At 72.6% G+C, this 21,421-nt stretch carries 21 protein-coding genes; 12 read left to right on the forward strand and 9 right to left on the reverse strand.

The features are described from left to right. Positions 1 to 36: 36 nt before the first annotated feature. The 5 genes from ybgC (at position 37) to tolB (ending at position 4,777) form a co-directional block, all read left to right on the forward strand. Complete coding sequence (gene ybgC, locus V3T34_RS06895; protein ID WP_305078202.1) at positions 37 to 453, forward strand: tol-pal system-associated acyl-CoA thioesterase; 417 nt, start codon at positions 37 to 39, stop codon at positions 451 to 453. Between the two features lie 196 nt (positions 454 to 649). Continuing rightward, positions 650 to 1,366 carry a protein TolQ gene (gene tolQ / locus V3T34_RS06900; protein ID WP_048426904.1) on the forward strand — a complete coding sequence of 239 codons (717 nt, stop codon included), beginning with the start codon at positions 650 to 652 and terminating at the stop codon, positions 1,364 to 1,366. A 40-nt stretch (positions 1,367 to 1,406) separates the two neighbouring features. Beyond that, on the forward strand, positions 1,407 to 1,853 hold the full coding sequence (locus V3T34_RS06905; protein WP_060845632.1) for an ExbD/TolR family protein: 447 nt from the start codon (positions 1,407 to 1,409) through the stop codon (positions 1,851 to 1,853). A 19-nt stretch (positions 1,854 to 1,872) separates the two neighbouring features. Next, positions 1,873 to 3,390 carry a cell envelope integrity protein TolA gene (gene tolA, locus V3T34_RS06910; RefSeq protein WP_305078236.1) on the forward strand — a complete coding sequence of 506 codons (1,518 nt, stop codon included), beginning with the start codon at positions 1,873 to 1,875 and terminating at the stop codon, positions 3,388 to 3,390. Positions 3,391 to 3,436: 46 nt separating this feature from the next. Further along, positions 3,437 to 4,777, forward strand: coding sequence for a Tol-Pal system beta propeller repeat protein TolB (tolB, locus tag V3T34_RS06915; RefSeq protein WP_091886188.1), 1,341 nt, complete (start codon positions 3,437 to 3,439; stop codon positions 4,775 to 4,777). Positions 4,778 to 4,999: 222 nt separating this feature from the next. Here tolB and V3T34_RS06920 read toward each other — a convergent pair whose 3' ends face one another. From V3T34_RS06920 to V3T34_RS06930, 3 genes are read right to left on the reverse strand one after another with little or no spacing between them, the layout of a single operon-like run. Then, positions 5,000 to 7,177, reverse strand: coding sequence for a xanthine dehydrogenase family protein molybdopterin-binding subunit (locus tag V3T34_RS06920; protein WP_305078203.1), 2,178 nt, complete (start codon positions 7,175 to 7,177; stop codon positions 5,000 to 5,002). Next, positions 7,174 to 7,653 carry a (2Fe-2S)-binding protein gene (locus V3T34_RS06925; protein WP_060845635.1) on the reverse strand — a complete coding sequence of 160 codons (480 nt, stop codon included), beginning with the start codon at positions 7,651 to 7,653 and terminating at the stop codon, positions 7,174 to 7,176. The genes V3T34_RS06920 and V3T34_RS06925 overlap by 4 nt, the downstream gene beginning before the upstream one ends. Positions 7,654 to 7,666: 13 nt before the next feature. Beyond that, positions 7,667 to 8,977, reverse strand: a complete 1,311-nt coding sequence (locus tag V3T34_RS06930; RefSeq protein ID WP_305078204.1) for a cytochrome c — start codon at positions 8,975 to 8,977, stop codon at positions 7,667 to 7,669. Positions 8,978 to 9,384: 407 nt separating this feature from the next. On the opposite strand from V3T34_RS06930, the gene V3T34_RS06935 reads away from it, so the two are divergent. The 4 genes from V3T34_RS06935 (at position 9,385) to V3T34_RS06950 (ending at position 12,487) form a co-directional block, all read left to right on the forward strand. Then, positions 9,385 to 9,651 carry a hypothetical protein gene (locus tag V3T34_RS06935; RefSeq protein ID WP_236012975.1) on the forward strand — a complete coding sequence of 89 codons (267 nt, stop codon included), beginning with the start codon at positions 9,385 to 9,387 and terminating at the stop codon, positions 9,649 to 9,651. A 94-nt stretch (positions 9,652 to 9,745) separates the two neighbouring features. Further along, positions 9,746 to 10,198, forward strand: coding sequence for a GNAT family N-acetyltransferase (locus V3T34_RS06940; RefSeq protein ID WP_060845637.1), 453 nt, complete (start codon positions 9,746 to 9,748; stop codon positions 10,196 to 10,198). 139 nt (positions 10,199 to 10,337) lie between these two features. Further along, positions 10,338 to 11,423, forward strand: coding sequence for a CobW family GTP-binding protein (locus V3T34_RS06945; protein WP_060845638.1), 1,086 nt, complete (start codon positions 10,338 to 10,340; stop codon positions 11,421 to 11,423). A 101-nt stretch (positions 11,424 to 11,524) separates the two neighbouring features. Then, the gene (locus tag V3T34_RS06950; protein WP_063919993.1) at positions 11,525 to 12,487 is read left to right on the forward strand and encodes a GNAT family N-acetyltransferase; all 963 of its coding nucleotides are present in this window, start codon (positions 11,525 to 11,527) and stop codon (positions 12,485 to 12,487) included. 16 nt (positions 12,488 to 12,503) lie between these two features. On the opposite strand, the gene V3T34_RS06955 is transcribed toward V3T34_RS06950, so the two are convergent. The 6 genes from V3T34_RS06955 to V3T34_RS06980 form a co-directional block, all read right to left on the reverse strand. Then, positions 12,504 to 12,833, reverse strand: a complete 330-nt coding sequence (locus tag V3T34_RS06955; protein ID WP_060845639.1) for an HPr family phosphocarrier protein — start codon at positions 12,831 to 12,833, stop codon at positions 12,504 to 12,506. 158 nt (positions 12,834 to 12,991) lie between these two features. After that, positions 12,992 to 13,408, reverse strand: a complete 417-nt coding sequence (locus tag V3T34_RS06960; protein ID WP_305078205.1) for an ABC transporter ATP-binding protein — start codon at positions 13,406 to 13,408, stop codon at positions 12,992 to 12,994. A 110-nt stretch (positions 13,409 to 13,518) separates the two neighbouring features. Continuing rightward, complete coding sequence (locus V3T34_RS06965; RefSeq protein WP_048430373.1) at positions 13,519 to 13,920, reverse strand: PTS sugar transporter subunit IIA; 402 nt, start codon at positions 13,918 to 13,920, stop codon at positions 13,519 to 13,521. An 88-nt stretch (positions 13,921 to 14,008) separates the two neighbouring features. Further along, positions 14,009 to 14,479 carry an HPr kinase/phosphorylase gene (locus V3T34_RS06970; RefSeq protein WP_305078206.1) on the reverse strand — a complete coding sequence of 157 codons (471 nt, stop codon included), beginning with the start codon at positions 14,477 to 14,479 and terminating at the stop codon, positions 14,009 to 14,011. After that, positions 14,476 to 16,224, reverse strand: a complete 1,749-nt coding sequence (locus V3T34_RS06975; RefSeq protein WP_060849178.1) for a sensor histidine kinase — start codon at positions 16,222 to 16,224, stop codon at positions 14,476 to 14,478. The genes V3T34_RS06970 and V3T34_RS06975 overlap by 4 nt, the downstream gene beginning before the upstream one ends. 184 nt (positions 16,225 to 16,408) lie before the next feature. Further along, a complete protein-coding gene (locus V3T34_RS06980; protein ID WP_048430384.1) occupies positions 16,409 to 17,125 on the reverse strand; it encodes a response regulator transcription factor in 717 nt (238 codons plus the stop codon). A 379-nt stretch (positions 17,126 to 17,504) separates the two neighbouring features. On the opposite strand from V3T34_RS06980, the gene V3T34_RS06985 reads away from it, so the two are divergent. From V3T34_RS06985 to V3T34_RS06995, 3 genes are all read left to right on the forward strand, one after another. Beyond that, complete coding sequence (locus tag V3T34_RS06985; RefSeq protein ID WP_305078207.1) at positions 17,505 to 18,272, forward strand: HugZ family pyridoxamine 5'-phosphate oxidase; 768 nt, start codon at positions 17,505 to 17,507, stop codon at positions 18,270 to 18,272. 249 nt (positions 18,273 to 18,521) lie between these two features. Further along, positions 18,522 to 20,132 (forward strand): phosphoenolpyruvate carboxykinase, encoded by a 1,611-nt coding sequence (locus V3T34_RS06990; protein WP_060845642.1) that lies wholly within the window; start codon positions 18,522 to 18,524, stop codon positions 20,130 to 20,132. Positions 20,133 to 20,232: 100 nt separating this feature from the next. Beyond that, on the forward strand, positions 20,233 to 21,321 hold the full coding sequence (locus V3T34_RS06995) for an NAD(P)/FAD-dependent oxidoreductase (protein WP_305078208.1): 1,089 nt from the start codon (positions 20,233 to 20,235) through the stop codon (positions 21,319 to 21,321). Positions 21,322 to 21,421: the final 100 nt, after the last annotated feature.

The raw sequence follows: 21,421 nt of genomic DNA on the forward strand, positions 1-21,421 counted from the left end.
TGCAACCATACTTTGAGCTAGAAGGATGATCGCCGCGTGACCGAAACCCTGCCCCCGGACGCCCACGCCCTTCCGGTGCGCGTCTACTACGAGGACACGGATTTCTCCGGCTTCGTCTATCATGCGAGCTACCTGCGCTTCATGGAGCGGGGGCGGACCGAACTCTTGCGCGGGCTCGCCGGCGACCAGTCGGAGCTGCACCGGGAGGCGGACGGCCTCGTCTTCGTGGTGCGGCGCATGACCCTCGACTATCTCAAGCCCGCCCTCATGGACGACGCGCTCACGGTGCTCACCGCCACCCGCGATCTGCGCGGCGCCTCGATGCATCTCGACCAGGAGGTGCGCCGCGGCGACGAGGTGCTGGTGCGGGCCGAGGTGGTGGTGGCCTGCGTGCGCGACGGCCGGGCGGTGCGCCTGCCGGAGGCCCTGCGGCGGCGCCTCGGCCGGCGCTGAGACGACACCTGCGGACTCCGCTCACCATTCCTTAACCCTGCCGGGGGCTTAACTCGCGGCGGGCGAGCGCTCCGTCGCAGGGCGCGGCCCATACTTTCGACAGATTCGGGCGCGATCGAGACACGATACGACAAGCCCCGATCCCGGTTGGAGTGCCAGCGGTCCGTTCCTCGGCCCGCGACGCGAGGAAAGCCGCATGAATCCCGCCGACGCCGCCCAGGCGATGCCCGTGGCCGAGATCACGATGTTCGGCCTGTTCTGGCAGGCCCACTTCGTCGTCAAGGTGGTGATGCTCGGCCTCCTCGGCTCCTCGATCTGGTGCTGGTCGATCATCGTCGACAAGACGCTGCTGTTTCGCCGCACCAAGGCGGAGATGGACGCCTTCGAGGAGGAGTTCTGGTCCGGCCGGCCGCTGGAGGAGCTCTACCGCGCCTACAACGACAAGCCGGCGAGCGGGCTCGCCGCCCTGTTCGTCGCCGCGATGCGCGAGTGGCGCCGGTCCTACGAGGGCTCCGGCCGCTCGATCCGCAGCCTCGGCCAGCGCATCGACAAGGTGCTCGACGTGACGATCCAGCGCGAGGTCGAGCGGCTGGAATCGCGCCTGCTGTTCCTCGCCTCGATCGGCTCGGCGGGCCCGTATATCGGCCTGTTCGGCACGGTGTTCGGCATCATGACCGCCTTCACGTCGATCGCGGCCTCGAAGAACACCTCGCTCGCGGTCGTGGCGCCGGGCATCGCCGAGGCCTTGTTCGCCACCGCGATCGGCCTGTTCGCGGCGATCCCCGCGGTGCTCGCCTACAACAAGCTCCAGGCCTCGGTCGCCAAGGCGCAGGGGCGCCTCGAGGGCTTCGCCGACGAGTTCTCGGCGATCCTGTCGCGGCAGATCGACGAGCGCATGGCGCTGGCGGCCTGAGCCGGCGCGCGTCCCCCCTCTCGGACAGGGATCGAACCCAATGAGCATGGCCACCGGAGCGGCCCAGGGCGGCGGGCGCCGTCGGCGCGGCCGGCGGGGCGGCGGCGCGATCAACGAGATCAACATGACGCCGTTCATCGACGTCGTGCTGGTGCTCCTGATCATCTTCATGGTGGCCGCGCCGATGATGACGGTGGGCGTGCCCCTGGACCTGCCGCAGACCAAGGCCGCGCCGCTCAACCAGGATTCGAAGCCCGTCACCCTGTCGATCCGCCAGACCGGCCAGGTCTTCCTGGGCGAGGACGAACTGACCGACGACACCATCGTCGCCAAGCTCTCGGCCACCGCCAAGGACGGGTTCGAGGAGCGGGTCTTCGTGCGCGGCGACAAGCGGGTCGATTACGGCCGCGTCGCCCAGGTGATGGCGATCGTGACGGGCGGCGGCTTCAAGAAGGTCGCCCTCGTGACCGAGCCCGACCAGCGATAGCAGGACGGGGTCCGCCGTGGTGTTTCCCTTCGACAGGTCCGAGCCCGGCGTCTGGGTGTCGGCCGGCGCGCACGTGGTGCTGATCGGGCTGGCGCTGTTCGCCGCCGCCTCGCACGTGCTGCCGCAGGCCGAGGAGGGCGTGCCGGTCGAGGTCATCACCGAGAACCAGTTCTCGGAGCTGACCAAGGGCCAGCGCGACGGCGACGCCCCGGCCAAGAGCCCCCGCGCCGACCGCGCCGCCGACAAGCAGCGCGAGAACGATCCCGGCGAGGCCAAGGCCGACGTGCCGACCCCGCCGACGCGCCCGCCCGAGATGAAGGTCGCCAACGCCGAGGAGATGCCGGCGCCGCCCCTGCGCCCGGCCCTCGAGCAGCCCGAGCCCGCCCCGATGCCGCCGGCCCGCCCCGACACCGCCAAGGCCGATGCCGAGAAGGCTGCCGCCGCGAAGGCAAAGGCCGACGCCGAGGCGCGCGAGGCCAAGGCGGAAGCCGAGCGCGAGGCCAAGGAAGCCGCCAAGGAGGCAGCAAAGGAAGCCGCGAAAGCCGCCGCCAAGGAGGCTGCCAAGGAAGCTGCAAAGGCTGCGGCCGAGAAGGCCGCCGCGACCGCCGCCAAGGCCGCCGCGGAGAAGGCGGCCGCCGAGAAGGCCGAGGCCGAGGCGATCCGGCGCGAGGAACTGGCCGAGGCCAAGGCGGCCGAGAAGGCCGCCGCCGAGAAGGCTGCGGCGGACAAGGCCGCCGCGAAGGCGAAGGCGGAAGCCAAGGCCCGCGCCGAGGCCGACGCGAAGGCCAAGGCCGAAGCCAAGGCGGAAGCGGAGGCGAAAGCCCAGGCCGAAGCCGAGGCGAAGGCCAAGGCGGTCGCCGACGCCAAGGCCAAGGCGGAAGCGAAGGCCCGTGCCGAGGCGAAGGCCGAGGCGGAAGCGAAGGCCCAAGCCGAAGCCGAGGCGAAGGCGGAGGCCAAGGCGGAAGCCGAAGCGAAGGCCCACGCCGCCGCGGAAGCCAAGGCGAAGGCCGAGGCCGCGGCAAAAGCCAAGGCGGTGGCGGATGCCCGTGCCAAGGCCGCCGCGGAGGCCAAGGCCAAGCGCCAAGCCGAGCTCGCCGCCAAGTTCAATTCGGGCTCGATCCGCGACATGCTGGCATCGCACGGGCCGTCGCAATCGACCGGGGCCACCGGCCGCGAGGTCCAGCGGACGGCGGCGCTCGGCGCCGCCACCGGCACCTCGCAGCGGCTCAATCCGAGTCAGCGCGACGCCCTGGTCGGCCTGCTGCAGCAGCAGATCGAGCGCTGCTACTCGGCCCCGCCCGGCGCCGCGCAGGGCATCGTGCTGCCCCAGCTCGATATCCGCCTGAATCCGGACGGCTCGCTCACCACCGATCCGCGCATCCTGCGCGCCGGCGGCAGCGCGGTCGACCGGTCGATCGCCGAGGCCGCGGTGCGGGCGGTGCGGCGCTGCGCGCCCTTCCGCATCCCGGCCCAGTTCGCGCCGTTCTACAACGACTGGCGGGTCATCAACGCGGAGTTCGAGCTGCCGCGGGCTTGAAGATCCCACCGGCCGCCTGCCTCACCACACGACGGACGTCCCCTGCATGCACTCCCCCTCGCGACTGCGTCCCGCGCTCGCCGCGCTCCTGTGGCTGTGCCTCGCCGCCGGCCTGATGCCCGGCTTCGCCACGCCGGCCCAGGCCCAGCTCAACCTGCGCATCGGCCCCGGCGGCGCCTTCCAGCCGATGCCGATCGCCATCGCGGACTTTTCCGGCGATCCGAGCCTCGGCCCGACGCTCTCGGGCATCGTGACCAACAACCTGAAGCGCTCGGGCTACTTCACGCCGGTCGAGAAGGGCCGCTTCCCCGAGAGCCCGAACTTCGACGCCGCGCCGAACTTCTCCGCCTGGAAGGACATCGGCGTGCAGGGCCTCGTGACGGGCCGCGTCACCCGTGACGGCACGGGCAAGCTCAAGGCCGAGTTCCGGCTCTGGGACGTGCTGTCGGGCCAGCAGATGGTCGGCCAGCAATATGCGGGCGACGGCGCCAACGCCCGCCGGATGGGCCACCTGATCTCGGATGCGGTCTACACCAAGATCACCGGCATCGGCGGCTTCTTCGACACCCGCGTCGCCTTCGTCGACGAGTCGGGCTCGAAGGAGCACCGGCGCAAGCGCCTCGCCATCATGGACCAGGACGGCGCCAACGTGCGCTACCTGACGAGCGGCGAGGCCTCGGTGGTGGCGCCGCGCTACTCGCCCTCGACCCAGGACATCACCTACATGGCCCAGGTCACCGGCCAGCAGCCGCGGGTGCAGGTGATCAACCTCTCGACCGGCGCCCGGCAGGTGATCCCGACCAATGCCGAGATGAGCACCAGCCCGCGCTTCTCGCCGGACGGGCGGCGCCTGGTGATGAGCGACCAGGACGGCGGCAATGCCAGCATCTACGTGATGGACCTCGCCTCCAAGGCGCAGACCCGGATCACCAACGCCAACGCCATCGACACCTCGCCGTCCTTCTCGCCGGACGGGCGCGAGATCGTGTTCGAGTCCGACCGCGGCGGCCAGCAGCAGGTCTACGTCATGGGCGCCGACGGCTCGAACCCGCGCCGCCTGACCTTCGGCGACGGCTCGGCCTCGCAGCCGGCCTGGTCGCCGCGGGGCGACTACATCGCCTTCACCCGCCAGCGGAAGGGCTCGTTCGCGATCTGCGTCATGAAGCCGGACGGCACCGGCGAGCGGGTGCTGACCGAGGGCTTCCACAACGAGGGCCCGACCTGGGCGCCGAACGGCCAGTACCTGATCTTCTTCCGCGATCCCGGCGGCCAGGCCGGCGGCAAGCTTTACATGGTCGACATCACCGGCAAGGTCGAGCAGCCGGTCCCGACCCCGTCCTACGCCTCCGACCCGACCTGGTCGCCGCTGATCGACCCGCAGCGCTAAGCAGATTTCGCCGAAGTGGTGACCGGTTCGGCGCCGAACATCTGCTACAAAACAGGAACCTGAGCGGGCGAAGCGTTGGCCTGCCAACGCAAGTCTGCTTAGGATGGACGAAGGCCGGCCCGCGCGACGGGCCGGCCATTTTATTCCACCGTGCCTCGGCGCCGACGCCCGTTTGGGCTTGCCCTGCGCCCTCGAACGGGTCCGCTCGACGACGCGGCGGTCTCACACCCCGATTGCCGCCTTCACCAGCTCCGGCCGCATCGGCAATTCGCGCAGGCGCACGCCCGCGGCCTGCCGGATCGCGTTGGCGAGGGCCGCGGCGGTCGGGCCCTGGGCAACCTCGCCGGCCCCGAGGAACGGCGCGCCCGGTCGGTCGATCAGGTGGACGTCGAGGCGCTCGGGAATGTCGGGGAAGCGGGCGATCGGGTAGGTGCTCCAGTCGCGGCTCGTCGGGCCTGCGGCGTCGTGCGCCACCGCCTCGAACAGGCTCCAGCTCATCGCCTGGATGATCCCGCCCTCGATCTGGTCGCGAAGCCCGTGCGGGTTGACGATCTCGCCGGCATCGAGCGCCGCCTGCGCCCGCACCAGCCGGACCCGGCCGCTCTCGCGCTCCACCGCCACCTCGACGGCGACGGCGCAGTACCCGGCGAGGTTCTTGTAGCGGGCGAAGGCGAAGCCGGCGCCGCGGCCCTTCGGCAGCGCCGCTCCCCAGCCGAACCGCGCGGCCGCCGCCTCGATGACGGCGCGGGCACGGGGATCGTCGAGATGGGCCAGCCGGAAGGCGACCGGATCGGCGCCCGCCGCCTCCGCGGCCTCGTCCATCAGGCTCTCGATCGAGAACACGTTCATGTATGCCCCGAGGCTGCGCAGGGCCGAGACCCTGAGCGGCATCGCGGCGACGAAATCGTGCGCCACCCGGGCCCGGGCGAAGCGGTAGAGCGGGATGGCGTTGCGGTCGCCGCCGCCCTCGGGCTGCGGCAGCGCCTTCGGAGGCGGGGCCGGGAACGGACTCTCCAGCATCCGGGCCGAGAGCAGCTGGCCGGCACCGGGCGGGCGGGTGAGGTGGGTCGGGCTGCGCACCGCGTAGTCCCAGTCGGCGATGCGCCCGTCCGGCCCCAGCATGGCGGAGGCCTGGGTCATCATCGCGCCGCCATAGGGCTCCCACAGGTGCTCCTGCTCGCGGGTGTACTGCACCCGCACCGGCCGGCCCGGCAGGGCGTGGGCCAGCAACGCCGCGTCGCCCGCCGCATCGTCGGCGCCGTTATGGCCGTAGCAGCCCGAGCCCTCGACGTGGATGCAGCGCACCTGGACTTCGGGCAGCGCCAGCATCTCGGCCAGCGCCTTGCGCAGGGGGAACATCCCTTGCGCATGCGACCAGACGGTGAGGCGCGTGCCGTCGAACTCCGCCACCGCGCAGGACGGGCCGATCGAGCCGTGCATCTGGTAGCGTCGGCGGTAATGCGCGGTGATCGTGCGCCCCGCCGGCACCGGCGTTCCGGCGCCGGCCTCGTGGATGATCGTGCGCTTCGCCTCCCGCCCGGCGAGGTCGGCAAACAGCGCATCGGGCTCCGGCACGGGGGTGCCGCCCTGCCAGACCGCGTGCGCGGCGAGCGCCCGCATCGCCGTGACGGCGGCATATTCCCGCTCGGCCACCACCGCCAGAAAGTCGCCGTCGCGGTGGACCCGGATCACCCCGGGCCGGGCCGTCACGGCCTCGGTCTCGAGGGCGACGAGGCGGGCGCCCGGGCGGGGCGGGCGCACGATCCGGGCATGCACCATCCCCGGCGCGCGGATGTCCTGGACGTAGGCCGGCCCGCCCGCGACCTTGGCGGGGATGTCGACCCGAGGCAGCGGCCGGCCGACGAGGGTGCGGGTGCCGGGTTCACGCAGGGCCGTCGCCTCGGGCACCGGTGCGTCGAGGTCGATTTCGGCGGCGAGTTCCGCAAAGTGCAGCCGGCGCCCGTCCGGCGCCGCGACCGCGCCGTCGGCCACGCTCAGCGTTTCCGCCCGTGCACCGAGCCGGAGCGCGGCCGCCTGGACGAGCAGCGCCCGCGCGGCGGCGGCGGCCAGCCGGATCGCGGTGGCGGAATCCTGCATCGAGTGGCTGCCGGCGGTGTAGCCCTCGTCGGGGGTCAGCTCGGTGTCGGCGGTGATCAGGCGCAGGGCCGCCGGATCGAGGCCGAGCTCCTCCGCAGCGACCTGGATCAGCGCCGTCTTGATCCCCTGGCCGAGCTCGGCCTTGCCGGTAAGCACCGTGACGCTGCCGTCCGGATCGAGGCGGATCCAGGCATCGATCCGCGGCGCCTCGGCGAGGCTGCCGGGCAGCGCCGCCCGGGCCGGGCCGATCCCGACGAGGAGCGCGCCGCCGACGAGCAGCGCCCGGCGGGTGAGCGCGGTCACGACCCGCCTCCTGCGGCCGGGCCGGGCCGCCCGGCGGCCCGCCGCACCGCGGCGAGGATCCGCATGTGCGTTCCGCAGCGGCACAGGTTGAGCCGCAGGGCGGCCCGGATCTCGTCCTCGCCCGGATGCGGGTTTTCGCGCAGCAGGGCGTGGGCCCGCATCACCATGCCGGCGATGCAGTAGCCGCACTGCGCCGCGTTCTCGGCGATGAAGGCGGCCTGGAGCGGGCCCGGCGCCTCGGGCGAGCCCAGGCCCTCGACGGTGGTGACGGGGCGTCCCTCCAGCACGCCGATCGGGGTGAGGCAGGACAGGACCGCCCGGCCATCGACCTCCACCGTGCAGGCGCCGCACTGGCCGAGCCCGCAGCCGAACTTGGCGCCGTTGAGCCCCAGCTCGTCGCGCAGGACGTAGAGAAGCGGGGTGTCGGGCTCGGCCGCGACCGTCCGGGCCCGGCCGTTCACCGTCAGGGTCGGCATCGGCGTCTCCTCCTCACCGTGTCGCCTCCGCCCGGGCGCCGGATCGGGTCGTCCCGCCCATCAGCCGGCGCACCGTCCCGTCGAGGTCGGGCCACGGCCCGTCCGGGCTGAAGCGGGCGCGCAGGTAGGCCGCGAGGTCCGTCGTCTGGGACGGCGTCAGCATCGTCCCGTAGGCCGGCATGATCGGGCCCGGCGCGTGGTCCCGCGGGGCGATCCCGTCGCGCAGCACCAGGATCAGGTTGCGCGGGTCGGGCGCCCGCAGGGTGGTGCGGTGGCCGAGCGAGGGCGTGGTATAGGGCACCCCTCCCGCCGCCCCGCCGCCGCTCTCGTGGCAGGTCGCGCAGGCGCCGGCATAGGTCGCCGCCCCACGGGCCAGCGCCGGATCGTCGCCCGGAACCGCCCGGTCGACCGGGCCGGTGCGGCTGCCGGCGGCGCCCGGGCCGTAGAGCGTCGCCACGTAGGCGGCGAGGGCTCGGATCTCGCCCGCCGGCACGGTGCGGTGCGCGTCGACCACCGGGCGCATCGGGCCGGCGGCGCCGCCGTGCTGCGGATCCCACTCGGCGAGGTAGCGGGCGAGGTCGGCCTCGCTCCAGGCGAGCGGGGAGGGCGACGAGCGGTCCAGCGGCGGAACCCACCAGCCGTCGGCCTCGCCGCCCGCATAGGCCTTCGAGCGGATCTCGGCGCCCAGGAGGTTGCGCGGGCTGTGGCAGGCGCCGCAATGGCTCAGCGCCTCGGCGAGGTAGGCGCCGCGGTTCCAGTCCGGCGAGCGGCGCGGGTCGGCCGGGATCGCCGGAGCCTGCGCGAACAGCAGCTTCCAGCCGGCGATCAGCGGGCGCCACGACAACGGCGCCGGCAGCGCGTTCGGCGTCGCCGCCTGCCTCACCGGCTCCCGGGTCATCGTGAAGGCATAGAGGGCGGCGATGTCGGCGTCGGTCAGGCCGGCATAGTGGGTATAGGGAAAGGCCGGGTAGAGGTGGCGCCCCTCGCGGTCGACCCCCTCGCGCATCGCCCGGGCGAAGGCGGCGAGCGTGTAGTGGCCGAGCCCGGTCTCGGGGTCGGGCGTGATGTTGGTCGAATAGATCGTGCCGAACGGCGTCGCAACCCCGCGGCCGCCCGCGTAGGGCCGGCCTCCCTCCGCCGTATGGCACGAGGCGCAGTAACCCAGCGCGGCGAGGACCGCGCCGCGGCGCACCGGCTCGGCCGCGACCTCGCCCGCGGCGGGACCGCCCGGCGCGATGGCGGAACGCCACGCGGCGATCCCGAAGCCCGCGACCCCGGCGAGGACCGCCGCTCCCAGCCAGACGGCGATCCGGCGACGCCTCACGGCCCCTCCCGCGACAGGATTCCGATGGAGGGCGGGCCCTCCAACACGCGGGACAACCGGGGCCTCCTGTCGAGGTTCCGCGATAGGCCCGCCCGCGCCGCGTCGGCGGTGACGCGGGCGGAATGAGCGCCGGAGTGAGACCGCACGGTCTGCCGCAAGGTCTTGCCGCAATCCTGCGAAACAATGCTATCGTCCGGGCTGTTGCGGCGATCCCCGTGAGGCTCGGTCGCCATGGACCGGCGGCGGAGCCGCGCCGCGGTCCCGTCGTGCGGACGATCCCTCGCCCGCCCGGCCTGCTGGTCCCGATCTTGCCGATCCCGCGGGGCCGACGGGCGATTCTCGCCGGGATCGTTTCCGGATGCGGCAACCCCGCACGAGGCCGACGCCGCACGGCTCGGCAGAACGTCATGGCCCGTCAGACCTTCATGGCCCAGCAGAGTTTCCAGGCCCGTCCCGGGCCACCGCGGATGAGCGAGGACGACGCGGCCTGCCGCGCCTGCTGCGGCCAGATGCGCGCGCATTGGCAGGAGCGGCCCCATGCCCGCCTGATGGTCGTGGCCTCGACGCCGGTGGTCGAAGCCTTCGGCGGCGGCGTCGAGACCCGCTACCTCTGCCTCGATTGCGGGCATACCCTGCTGCATTCGACCGGCCGCTTCGGCCAAGGCTGGCATTGAATCAAAGGCTGGCATCGGGGAATCAAAGGCTGGCATCGGGCGGCCTCCGACCTCGGCTCGCGCCGTGGAGCGGGCCCGCGTACCGGCGACCCCGATGATCGTCGCCACGTCCGAGCGGCCCGACCTCGCCGCCGTCACCGCGCGCTGGCGCCGGGAGGCCTTTGCGCGGGGCCGCAGCCTGTCCGAGGTGGCCGCCGCCGAGGCCGCGACCGCCGCCGGACCGGGCCCGATGCCCCGCACGCTGGTCCTGCTCGCCGGCGGCGAGCCCGTCGGCATGGCGAGCCTGGTCGCCCACGACCTCGACCCGCGGCCCGATCTGACCCCCTGGCTCGCCGGCGTCTACGTTCCGCCCCACGCTCGCGGCCGCGGCCACGCCTCCCGGCTCGTCGCCGCGATCGAGGCCGAGGCGGCGGCGTCGGGTGTCGCGACGCTGTGGCTCTACACCCGCACCGCCGAGCCGCTCTACGCCCGGCTCGGATGGCGGACGGTCGAGCGGTTCGCGTACCGGGACGAGCCCTACGCGCTGATGCGGCGCGACCTCCCGTGAGGGGCATGCGGCTCCGACCGCGTGGCCGGGGCTGACGGCCGCCGGCCCTCGACAGGCGGCCCACCCATCCCGCATGGCCATCCCGCTCCCCATCTGCAGGGCGAAACGCCCCCCACGACCTCATCCGAGACCGCACCTCATGACCGACGCCCCCGGCCGCCCGACGCCGATCCCGCTCACGATCCTCACCGGCTTCCTCGGCGCCGGGAAGACCACCCTGCTCAACCGGCTGCTGCGGGCACCCGAGCTCGCCGACACCGTGGTGATCGTCAACGAGTTCGGCGAGGTCGGGCTCGACCACCTGCTGATCGAGACCGTGGACGAGGGCATGATTCTGCTCGGCGCCGGCTGCCTGTGCTGCACCGTGCGGGGCGACCTGATCGCGACCCTCGAGGACCTGCTGCGCAAGCGCGACAACGGCCGCATCCAGCCGTTCCGCCGGGTGGTGATCGAGACCACCGGCCTCGCCGACCCGGCTCCGATCCTGCACGCGATCCTGTACCATCCCTACGTGGCGATGCGGTACGCGCTGCAAGGCGTGGTCACGGTGGTGGACGCGGTCAACGGCGCGGGCACCCTCGACGCCCATCCGGAGGCCCTGCGCCAGGTCGCGGTGGCGGACCGGCTGGTGCTGACGAAGGCCGAGCTGCCGGGCGCCGAGGCGCAGGCCCTGCGCACGCGCCTGTCGGCGATCAACCCGGGCGCGCGGATCCTGGCGCCGGACGCGCCGCCGGACGAATTCCTCGGCGGCCTGTTCGACCTCGACGGCAAGGTCGCCGACGTGCGGGACTGGCTCGGCGCCGAGGTCCACGACCACCATCATCACGGGCATCACCACCACGACGTCAACCGGCACGACGCGGCGATCCGGGCCTTCCATCTGGTGAGCGACGCGCCGGTGCCTCGCGCCGCGTTCGAGATGTTCCTCGACCTCCTGCGCTCCGCCCACGGGCCGAAGCTCCTGCGGCTCAAGGGGCTGGTGGCGCTGGCCGACGATCCGGGGCGGCCGGTGGTGGTGCACGGGGTGCAGCACGTCGTCCACACCCCCGCGGTGCTGCCGGCCTGGCCGGACGGCGACACCCGCTCGCGGCTGGTCCTGATCGTGCGCGACCTCGACCCGGCCTTCGTGCGCCGGCTGTGGGACGCGTTCCTGGGCCGGCCCGCCGTGGACGCGCCGGACGCCGCCGCGCTGACCGACAATCCGCTGGCGATCCCCGGCGGGTAGGGCCGGCCCCGGCACGGGTCTTGAAACGGGGTGTCCGGCACGGCCGCAGGGGCGGCGCCATCGTCCCGTTTCGGGACGGGTTGATCCGGAACGAGGCCGCGATGAACACTTCCTTCACGCTGATCCAGGGCGGGCTGACCGGTGCGGTGACCCTGCGGGCGGAGCTGCGCCATCCCGCCTCCCTGCGGGAGCCGGAGGTCGAAGCCTGGCGCAGCCTGATGGCGCGGGCGCTCGAGCCCAGCGTCTACGCCGATCCCGATTTCGCCCTGACGATGGCCCAGCACCTCGCCGACGGGCAGACGCTCGCGGTGCTGCTGGTCTGGCAGGACGGGGCGCGGGCCCCGATCCTGCGCGGGGCGCTGCCGCTCCGGCTGCCGGCGCGCCAGGCGCTCGCCGGCCGCGCCCGGCTCTGGCGCCTGCCGCTCGCCGGCACCGCCGAGGCGGCGATCGACGCCGACCATGCCAGCGCGGTGCTGCGGACCGCCCTCGACCACCTGCGCGGGTCGCCGCTGCGCCTCGTCGACCTGCTGTGGCCGGACCTGCGGCCCGATTCGGCCCTGGCTGTCGCCCTCGGCGCGGCGGCGGGCGGCACCGGGCGGCATCTCGCGCTCGCCGAGCAGGCCGCCGCGCCCGAGGTGGCGCCGGCGCCCCTGACCCTGCCGGCCGGACGGACCTCCCTGGAGCGGGTGCGCGACACGGCGCGGCTGCGCGATGCCGTCGAGCATTTCCTGGTCCTTGACGCCCGGCGCGGCGCGGACAGCCTGCTCGCCGACCCGGCGACGGCCACGGCCTTCCGGGTGGTGACCCGGCGCTTCGCCCACCGCGGGCAGGCCTGCGTCGATCTCGTGCGGCGCGACGGCGAGGTGGTGGCGGCTGCGATCCACCTCGCGACCGGACGGCACGACACGATCTGGCGCCAGGCCGGCCTGTGCCTCGCGCAAGTGCCGTCGCAGGCTCCGGCACCGGCCCGCGTCGAGGCGGTGGTGACGGTGGAGCGGGCCGGCGCCGTCCGGGCGCCGCGGGAGCGGACGGATCTTCGCCGGCTGCTGCGCCTGCGCGCCTGACCGGACGAGCCCCCCGCTACTCGTCCTCGCCGAACCGGTTGGCGAGGAGGGCGGTGATCGCCTCCATGCAGGAATCCTGGTCGGGCCCGAGGGCGGTCACCCGGATGCTGGTGCCCTGCGCGGCGCCGAGGGTGAGCAGGCCCATGATCGAGCGCCCGCCCACGGTCTCGCCGCCCCGGCTCACCGTCACGTCGGAGCCGAATTTCTCGACCGTCTGGACGAACTTGGCGGAGGCCCTGGCGTGCAGGCCGCGTCGGTTGATGATGGGAAGGTCGCGGGCGCTGGCGCCCTCGGGAACCGGCGGCAGCTCGCCGTCCTCGTCGTCTGTGTCGGCAAAGGGCGTCATCGATCGGGGCACCTGCTCGGAACCGGTGGGACCGGCTCACAGGCCCGTCGTCCGGCTCTCGCGCGTGTTGAGGAAGTCGGCTCCACCAGGGTAACCGGGCCGACGCAGAAAGCTAGGGCGCACAACCGGCCCGGCGAGGATCCGGGATCTCGACGGTCCTACGTCCGGCGCGGGCGGAGCGGCCCGTAGAAGCCGCTCCATTCCATGCCGAGCGCCCGGGCCCGCCCGGCGATCACGCCGGGCATCGACGGCAGGCTCGCCACCGGGGACGCCAGGATGTCAGGATCGTTCAGGAGGTGTCCGACCTGTCGCCCCCGCCGGCGGAGCAGCCCGTACAGCAGGACGAGCATCGCCAGGAGGCCCCAGGTCGTGAGGGTCTGGCCGAAGACGTAGAGGCCATAGGGCGGCGAGAGCGCCGTGCCGAGCCGGGACAGGCCGACGCCGACGACCGGCAGCAGGATCAGGAAGCCCAGGAGTTCCAGCGGCAGCCGGCGAAACACGCGGAGGGCGGCGTCGAGGTCCTCGACCGGTACGTGGTCGAGCGACAGCCGCGCGTCGTTCACGGCCTGGTTCATGGCGTCTCCCGGAAACGGTGCCGCCTTCGCGCGCGGCGGCCGTACCGTTCTAGGACGTCATGTCTGGGACGTCACGGCCCGTGGGGAAAACCCGCCCCGGCCGCCTGCCGCTACTTGCCGGCCAGGACCCGCGAGGCGACGTTGATGTACTTGCGCCCCGCCTCCTGGGCGTGGAGGACCGCCTCGCCGAGGCTCTCCTCGTCGCGGACGCTGGCGAGCTTGATCAGCATCGGCAGGTTGATGCCGGCGACGACCTCGACCGAGCCGCCGTTCATGCAGGAGAGGGCAAGGTTCGAGGGCGTACCCCCGAACATGTCTGTCAGCACGACCACGCCCTCGCCGGAATTCACCCGGCACACCGCCGACATGATGTCCTTGCGACGGACCTCCATGTCGTCCTCGGGGCCGATGGTGATCGTCTCGAGCTGCTCTTGCGGCCCGACGACGTGCTCCAGCGCGGCTTTGAATTCCGTCGCGAGCAGGCCGTGGGTGACGAGCACCATTCCAATCATCGACACGAGTTCCGACGCCCCGTTGGAGCCGAGCCGCCATTTTGTGCAGCGCGAAGGCGAGCGCAAGAGCAATGCGGCGAAATCCGCATCAATCGGTCATCATCATGACACGGAGGCGGCGCCAATGCCACAACACCGTTTCGGCGCGGCCGGGCCCCCGCGACAGGATCATCCTGGGGAGCCGGACCCCGCGGAGAAGGACCGTCTCCGCGCCCTCCTCGGGCATTCGCGGCGCCTCCTCGGCGAGGTCGACGACGAGGCGCAGGATCGCCGAAGGCGCCGTCGCGTCAACGGCTTGCAGCCCAAGCCCGCGAACCTCGACGAGGCCGGCGAGCGCCGGATGCGGGGCCGCCACGAGTCGCCCGTGACGATACGTCAGGACGACCCGGTCGTCGCCCACCAGGGCGGCGAACGTGCCATATCTGGCGCCGAGGTCGAGAAGGTCACGGGCCAGGGTCGATTTGCCGCTCCCTGCCTCGCCCCGCACCAGGATCCCGTACTCGCCGACGACGACGCAGCTCGCATGCACGGTCGCGGTGGACGGTGCCCGCGCCGTCACCGGCTCTGGGCCGGGATGCGGACGATGAAGCGGGCGCCGAGCACGGCCGGCTCGCCGTCCTCCCCGGCGGGTCCCAGCCGGTTCTCCGCCCGGATCGTGCCCCGGTGGGCCTGGACGATCTGGCGCGAGATCGAGAGGCCCAGCCCCGAATTCTGCCCGAAACCCTGCTCCGGCCGGTCGGTGTAGAAGCGCTCGAAGATCCGCTCCAGGGCGTGGTGCGGGATGCCGGGGCCGTCATCCTCCACGGTCAGCTCGACGGCGTTGCGCCGCCGCCGCAGGGCCACCCGGACGCTGGCGCCCTTGGGCGAGAACGAGCGGGCGTTGTCGAGGAGGTTGTTGACCACCTGGCCGAGCCGGCTGTCGTGGCCGAGGATCGCGAAGGCGTCCTCGACGCCGGCGGGCGCCGGCTCGACCGTGAGGTCGATCGCCGCGTCGCCCCGGCGCCGGCGCTCGTTGGCGACCGACACCACCGTGGTGATGAGCTTTCTCAGGTCGACCCGGCCGGCCTCGGCCCGGGCGAGCTCGGCGTCGAGGCGCGAGGCGTCGGCGATGTCGCTGATCAGCCGGTCGAGGCGCTTCACGTCGTGCTGGATGACCTGCAGCAGCCGGCCGCGCGATTCGTCGGTCTTGGCGAGCGGCAGGGTCTCGACGGCGCTGCGCAGCGAGGTCAGGGGATTCTTCAGCTCGTGCGAGACGTCGGCGGCAAAGTTCTCGATCGCGTCGAGGCGGCGGTAGAGCGCCTGCGTCATGTCGCGCAACGCCCCCGAGAGGTGGCCGATCTCGTCGGTGCGCCGGGTGAAGTCGGGGATCTCCTGGCGCGACTTGATGCCGGTGCGCACCCGCTCGGCGGCCTCCGCCAGGCGCCCGACCGGCCCGACGATCTGGCCGGCGACCAGCATCGACAGCACCACCATCACCAGCGCCGCGATGATGAAGACCTGCAGCAGCGAGAAGCGCTCGGCGGCGATGATCTTGTCGATGTCGCCTTCCTGGGTCGAGAGCAGCAGGGCGCCCCGCACCGTGCGGCCGCGCTGGATCGGCACCGCCACCGACACGATGGTCTCGCCCGGGCCGTTGCGGCGCACCAGCGTGCCGCGCGCGCCCGTCAGCGCCCGCTGCACCTCCGGCAGGGTCCGTCCATCGGCCGGGCCCGGCTCGTCGGCCGCGCTCGAGCGGCCGAGCCACGGCAGCGCACCCCGCACGGCGTTCCAGGCCTGCTCGACGAGGCTCGACCGGTCCTTGCGCAGCGGCGGCGGATCGCGGCTGAGGTCGCCGCGGATATAGAGGCCGCGCGAATCGATCAGCATCGTGCCGTCGCGGTCGTAGACCCGGGCGCGGGTGCCGGTCGGGGTGATCAGGCGGCGCAGGAGCGGCGCCACCCGCTCCGGGTTCAGGGAGAATTCGAGGCCCGAGGGCGCCTCGTCGGCGAAGGATCCGCCCTCGCCGGCCTGGAGCTGGAGCAGGCGGTCGGGGTCGATGGTGATCGCGTCGGTGTCGACGGTGGCCGACGCCGCGATCGCCCCCGCGATGATGTCGCCCTGCGTCAGCAGGCTCTGGACCCGGGCCTCGATCAGGCCCTGGCGGAACTGGTTGAGGTAGAGGAAGCCGATCAGGAGCGCGATCAGCCCGGCGAGGTTCAGGACCACGATGCGCCGGGTCAGGCTCGAGGCGAAGCGCTGGGCCACCCAGCGGCGGACCGAGCGCCAGCCGAACGGCTCGCGCGCGGCCTCGGCGTCCGGGTCGATCTCGCCCGGGGGCTTCGGGGCGTGCGCGGTCCGGGCGGAAGAATCCCGATCCCGCGCGCGGCCCGGGCCGCGCAGGCGGCGCCCGGTGTCTTCGAGGAGGCGGCCGGGGCCGCCCAGCAGGCGGCGCACGGCGCCGGGGGGCGAGCCTTCGCTCACGCGGTCGTCACTCCGGCGGTCAAGTCGCTCACATTTCCTTGAAGCGGTAGCCGACGCCGTACAGCGTCTCGATCATGTCGAAGCTGTTGTCGGTGACCTTGAACTTCTTGCGCAGCCGCTTGATGTGGCTGTCGATGGTGCGGTCGTCGACGTAGACCTGGTCGTCGTAGGCCGCGTCCATGAGCGCGTTGCGGCTCTTCACGACGCCCGGGCGCTGGGCCAGCGCCTGCAGGATCAGGAACTCGGTCACCGTCAGCGTCACCGGCTCGCCCTTCCAGGTGCAGGTGTGGCGCTCCGGGTCCATCATCAGCTGGCCGCGCTCGAGCGAGCGGGCGGCGGCGGCCTCCGCCTCCCGGGCCGAGGCGCCGGGCCCCGCCTCCTTGGCGGCGAAGCGGCGCAGCACCGCCTTGACCCGCTCGACCAGCAGGCGCTGCGAGAACGGCTTCCGGATGAAGTCGTCGGCGCCCATCTTGAGGCCGAAGAGCTCGTCGATCTCCTCGTCCTTCGAGGTCAGGAAGATCACCGGCAGGTCGGATTTCTGGCGCAGGCGACGCAGGAGCTCCATCCCGTCCATGCGCGGCATCTTGATGTCGAAGATCGCGAGGTCGGGCGGCGAGTGCTTCAGGCCGTCGAGGGCCGAGGCGCCGTCGGTGTAGGTCTGGATCCGGTAGCCTTCGGTCTCCAGCGCGATCGACACGGAGGTCAGGATGTTGCGGTCGTCATCGACGAGGGCGATGGTCGGCATGGGCATTCCCTGGGGGCAAGCGTCGCTCGCCAGGACACAACGGTCCTGCTGAACGTCGCCCGACTGAAAACCGTTTCGGGCGCGGCGTGCCTCGACCCGGTCGATCTCGGGTGTCGCCGCCTCCCGTCCAGCCCGGCTCTCGCCGAAAAGACTGGACAGTGGCTGCGGCGCCACGATTCCGACACCCTTAAGGCCATCCCGCCGAAAAAGCGAGCATCCGCGATACGGGCTCAACCGGTGCGATGGATCCCCGGGGACGAGGCCGCCGCGCGGCGGGGGCCTAGCCTCGTGAACGCCGCGGCGTCGCGCGGCCTGGACGGGCCCGCGGGAGGCCGCCAAGGTGCGGCGCGACCACCGAGGGGCGAGGGGGGAATAGACCATGGCGGATGCAGACGGGAAGCAGGCCGCGCCGCTGCCGGCCGCCGAGGCGCCCTTCGACGCGATCGGGCTCGCCCGCTCGCTCCTGCGCCGGACGCGCTCGGGCGCCCTCGCGACGCTGGAGCGGGACGGGGGCGCGCCCTTCGCCTCGCTCGTCACCGTCGCGACCGACCTCGACGGCACGCCGCTGCTGCTCCTGTCGCGGCTCTCGGCCCACACCCTCAATCTCGAGGCCGACCCGCGCTGCTCGCTGCTCCTCTCCCAGGGCGGCAAGGGCGATCCGCTGGCCCATCCGCGCCTGACCGTGGCCGGCGCGGTCGTGCGCAGCGACGAGCCCCGGGTCCGGGCCCGCTTCCTCGCCCGCCACCCGAAGGCGGCGCTCTACGCCGACTTCCCGGACTTCGCCTTCTTCCGCCTCGTCGCCCGGGCCGGCCACCTCAACGGGGGCTTCGCCCGAGCGGCGACGCTGACCGGGCCGGAACTCCTCACCGACCTGTCGGGCCACGACGCCCTCGCCGAGACCGAGCCCGGCGCGGTCGCCCACATGAACGAGGATCATCTCGACGCCGTCGCGCTCTACGCCACGCGGCTCGCCGGCGAGGAGCCGGGGCTGTGGCGCCTGACCGGGTTCGATCCGGACGGGCTCGACCTCGTCGCCGGCGAACGCACCGCCCGGGTCCTGTTCCCGGAGCGGCTGGCGAGCCCCGCCGCCCTGCGCCCGACCCTGGTGGCGATGGCCGCCCAGGCCCGCGGGCTGCCCGGGGCATGACATAAAGTCGAGCTTGTCACCGTTGGATACCGCGAATTCGATTGAACCGCGAAGTTTCGCCGCCTACTACGGCTGCCCACCGAGGCCGTCGGAGAACGGTCGCGGCCCGTCGCGCTTGACCGGCTTGCAAGTCCTTGATCGGCTCGCAAGTCCAAGCAAGGTCTTCGCGCCGGACTTGAGCAGTCATTCGGCCCGATTCGGACCGGCAGCCATCCGGCTTTGCCCGGGTCGGCGCCAGGAGGATCGGGCGTGAACGACATCGGCGTATTCAACGAGGCGTTCGGCGCCGACAAGATCGGCTTCCGCAACCTCAAGCGCGTCAACTGGAACCTCGAGGCTCCGAGCCTCTACGAGCACGCCCTGCAGCGCGGCGAGGCCCAGCTGGCCGCCGGCGGCGCCCTGGTCGCCGAGACCGGCATCCACACCGGCCGCTCGCCCAAGGACAAGTTCGTCGTCCGCGACGCCGACACCGAGAACGAGGTGTGGTGGGAGAACAACGGCGGCATCACCCGCCCGCAGTTCGAGACCCTGCTCGAGGACTTCCTGGCCCATGCCGAGGGCAAGGAGCTGTTCGCCCAGGACCTGTTCGGCGGCGCCGAGGTCGGCCACCGCGTCCGCGCCCGGGTCTTCACCGAGTACGCCTGGCACTCGCTGTTCATCCGCAACCTGCTGATCCGCCCCGAGCGCGAGGCCCTGGCCGGCTTCACGCCCGAGCTGACCATCATCGACCTGCCGAGCTTCCGCGCCGACCCGGCCCGGCACGGCTGCCGCACCGAGACCGTCATCGCGGTCGACTTCTCGCGCAAGATCGTGCTGATCGGCGGCACCTCCTACGCCGGCGAGATGAAGAAGTCGGTCTTCACGTACCTGAACTACGTGCTGCCCAAGTCGAGCGTGATGCCGATGCACTGCTCGGCCAACGTCGGCCACGAGGGTGACTCGGCGCTGTTCTTCGGCCTGTCGGGCACCGGCAAGACCACCCTGTCCTCCGATCCCAACCGCGTGCTGCTCGGCGACGACGAGCACGGCTGGAGCCCGAAGGGCATCTTCAACTTCGAGGGCGGCTGCTACGCCAAGACGATCCGCCTGTCGAAGGAGGCCGAGCCCGAGATCTACTCCACCACCGAGCGCTTCGGCACCGTGATGGAGAACGTCGTCATCGATCCGGTCACCCGCCTGCCGGACTTCGACGACGCCTCGCGCACCGAGAACACCCGCTGCGCCTACCCGCTGCCGTTCATCAGCAACTCGAGCGTCACCGGCCAGGCCGGGCACCCGAAGAACATCGTCATGCTGACCTGCGACGCCTTCGGGGTGCTGCCCCCGATCGCCAAGCTGACCGGCGCCGAGGCGATGTACCACTTCCTCTCGGGCTACACCGCCAAGGTGGCCGGCACCGAGAAGGGGCTGAAGGGGCCCGAGGCGACCTTCTCGACCTGTTTCGGCGCGCCGTTCATGCCGCGTCACCCGTCGGTCTACGGCAACCTGCTGCGCGACCTGATCGCCCGCCACCACGTCGATTGCTGGCTCGTCAACACCGGCTGGACCGGCGGCGGCGTCGGCACCGGCCGCCGCATGCCGATCCGGGTCACCCGCCGCCTGCTGACCGCGGCGCTGGACGGCTCGCTCGCCAAGGCCGATTTCCGTCGCGACCCGTATTTCGGCTTCGCGGTCCCGACCTCGGTGCCGGGCGTCGAACCGCACATTCTGTACCCGGTCAAGACCTGGCAGGACAAGGCGGCCTTCGCCGAGACCGCCAAGAGCCTGGTCGAGATGTTCCGCAACAACTTCAAGCGCTTCGAGGCCCATGTCGACGCCGACGTGCGGGCCGCCGAGCCGACCATGTCGATCGCCGCCTGAGCCTGACGGCTCGACGGAAAAAGAGGGCCCTTCTCCCCGGAGAGGGGCCCTTTTTCGTTGTACAAGCACCCGCGTAGACACGGAGAGGGAGGAGCGGCCGATGATGGTGCTCGTCGTCGGTGCCGGGGTGGTCGGCCTCGCGATCGGTCGGGAGCTGGCCCTGCGCGGCCACGAGGTGATCGTGGCGGAGGCGGAGGGCGGCATCGGCACCGGCGTGTCCTCGCGCAATTCCGAGGTGATCCATGCCGGGATGTACTACCCGACCGGCTCGTCCCGGGCGCACCACTGCGTCGAGGGACGGCGCCGGCTCTACGCCTTCTGCGAGAGCCACGGGGTGCCGCATGCGAAGATCGGCAAGCTGATCGTCGCGGCGACCGAGCTGGAGGGCGGTAAGATCGCGGCGATCCACGCGCAAGGGCTTGCGAACGGGGTCGAGGGCCTGTCGCTCCTCGACGGCGCCGAGGCCCGGCGCCTCGAGCCGAACCTGACCTGCCACGCCGCGCTGCTCTCGACCGAGACCGGCATCGTCGACAGCCACGCCCTGATGCTGGCGCTGCAGGGCGACATCGAGGGGGCGGGCGGCGCGCTCGCCTTCAATACCCCGATCTCCCGCCTGACCCGCTCGCCCGAGGGCTGGGTCGCGCGCTTCGGCGACGCCGACGAGATCACCGTCGATGCCGTGGTGAACGCCGCGAGCTTCGGGGCGCAGGGCCTCGCCCGGGCGACCGAGGGGTATCCCGAGGCGCGCGTGCCGCGGCTCGTTCTCGCCAAGGGCAACTATTTCGGCTGCACCGGGCGGCCGGCCTTCTCGCGGCTGATCTACCCGGCCCCGGTCGAGGGGGGATTGGGCATCCACCTTACCCTGGATCTCGCCGGACGGATGCGCTTCGGCCCCGACGTCGAGTGGATCGACGCGCCCGACTACGAGGTCAATCCCGGCCGCTGCGGCCTGTTCTACGCCGCGATCCGCCGCTACTGGCCCGCGCTCCCCGACGGGGCGCTGGTGCCCGACTACGCCGGCATCCGCCCCAAGCTGTCCGGGCCGGGGGAGGGGGCCGCCGACTTCCTGATCGACGGCCCGGCCGAGCACGGCCTGCCGGGGCTGGTGCACCTGTTCGGCATCGAGAGCCCGGGGCTGACCTCGAGCCTGTCGCTGGCGCAGGACGTGGCGGTCCGGCTGGGGGCGTAAGGTTCGCTGCGCGCTTGACCGCGCACTTGGCGTTCAGAGGAGCCCAGAGCCGCAACGATCATCCAACCCTCACCCTCATCCTGAGGTGTTAGTCGATCGA

The sequence above is a fragment of the Methylobacterium ajmalii genome (assembly GCF_036448855.1).
GTDB lineage: Bacteria > Pseudomonadota > Alphaproteobacteria > Rhizobiales > Beijerinckiaceae > Methylobacterium > Methylobacterium ajmalii.